General features: G+C 45.2%; 3 protein-coding genes. All 3 read left to right on the forward strand.

Features of this window, described 5'->3' with window-relative positions; all coding sequences use genetic code 11:
* Positions 1 to 431 precede the first annotated feature (431 nt).
* The gene (gene tnpA, locus LU351_RS20410) at positions 432 to 737 is read left to right on the forward strand and encodes an IS66 family insertion sequence element accessory protein TnpA (RefSeq protein ID WP_232595929.1); all 306 of its coding nucleotides are present in this window, start codon (positions 432 to 434) and stop codon (positions 735 to 737) included.
* Positions 734 to 1090 (forward strand): IS66 family insertion sequence element accessory protein TnpB, encoded by a 357-nt coding sequence (gene tnpB / locus LU351_RS20415; RefSeq protein ID WP_232595930.1) that lies wholly within the window; start codon positions 734 to 736, stop codon positions 1088 to 1090. Before tnpA ends, tnpB begins: the two co-directional genes overlap by 4 nt.
* Positions 1091 to 1111: 21 nt before the next feature.
* The coding region (locus tag LU351_RS20420) for an IS66 family transposase zinc-finger binding domain-containing protein (RefSeq protein WP_232595931.1) at positions 1112 to 1607 on the forward strand (496 nt) is incomplete at its 3' end.

Here is a 1607-nt window from a genome sequence, read left to right on the forward strand (position 1 = left end):
TCTCCTCGCGGATCAGCCCTTGCCATTCGCTAGTGGTTTGTCGTTTAATCACAACCTGTTTTCAACGGTGATCTTCCCACAGGGGACTTTCACCCCATAAATTCAAGCCCATGCCGGGCGTACACAAGTCAAAGCACGCGGACTTGGTAAAGCTGTCACCTTTTTTGTTCCAAAAAAGCCGCCATCTTCACCAAGCCGGTGTTTGAGGCGTTATGCAGTGTGTTGATAAAGGTGACTTTGATGGTTGCGTGCCACTAGCCAGTTTTTTTGCTCGCAGTAAATGAAGGTTTTAAGCCTTTATTTTGGCTGCAAATTGCAGTGTTTTTAGACTTGGTGGGTCAATTCATCTTCGGTAAACGCCAAACCAACAACCTCCTACAACCCCACCTTCCAAACCAATAACCTACTGTCTCCATCCAAAGGAGACTATCATGCCAAAATATCGCCGTTACAACTGGCCCCACCTTTTGTCAGAATTTGAAAAATCTGAGCTAACCCAAGTGGAATTCTGCAAGCAACACAACGTCAACCCTAAATATTTCAGCATCAAACTGTCCGAACGAAAGAAAGCTCAAGCAAAGCAAGCTTTTGCAACCGTGGTCGTACAACCCCATAAAGAACCCACACAGCCCCAACCCTTGGACAAGCTCACCATCGAAATAGGACAATGCAAGATTCATTGCCCAGCCGCCATGTCCATACCCAATCTCGTTGCCCTAGTGAAATCGCTGACATGATTGAATGGACTCACTCTACTCCGATTTATTTGCATCGAAATCCCGTCGATTTTCGTAAAGCCATTAATGGCCTGTCTGTCATCGTCCGCGATATAATGGAGCTGGATGTCTATCAGCCCGCTTTGTTCGTGTTTTGCAATAGAAGACGCGATCAGATAAAAGTATTGTACTGGGACTACACCGGTTTTGCGCTGTGGCAAAAGCGGTTGGAGAAAGATAAATTCAAGTGGCCCAAGAAAAATTCATTCGACACGGTTTCTATTACCCATGAGCAATGGTCTTGGCTACTTCGTGGCGTTGACTTCGAAAAAATACAACCTCATCAAACATTAAAATACTCACACGTCGCCTAGTCATTATTGTATAATTTCTGCATGAAAACAGTCGCGGCGTTACAACAAGAAATTACTTTATTACGGCAAGCATTAGCCGCTGAAAAAGAAAAAAACTCTTTTCTCAGTGAGCAGATTCAACATCTGCTCCGTCAGCGTTTTGCCCCCTCCAGTGAAAAAACCCCTCCTAATCAATTGGGCTTATTTAATGAAGCTGAGGTAATTGAAGCGGAAGAGACCGAGCTTACCCTCGAAGAGACGGCGACAGAAGTCAAAAGTCATACTCGTACACGTAAACCTCGCGTCAGTATTCCAGATAATCTTCCCCGTGAAGACATTATTTATGATCTTCCTGAGCATGACAAAACCTGCCCACACGATGGCGCTGCACTCAAAAACATCGGCAGTGAAGATCATGAGCAACTGGAAATCATTCCCGCTAAAATTAAGGTCATTCGCCACCGTCGTTTAAAATACGCTTGCCCTTGTTGCGACCAACACATCGTGACGGCAAGCAAGCCAAAACAGCCCATCGAAA

The organism is Marinibactrum halimedae, from assembly GCF_021234875.1.
Classification (GTDB): Bacteria; Pseudomonadota; Gammaproteobacteria; order Pseudomonadales; family Cellvibrionaceae; genus Marinibactrum; species Marinibactrum halimedae.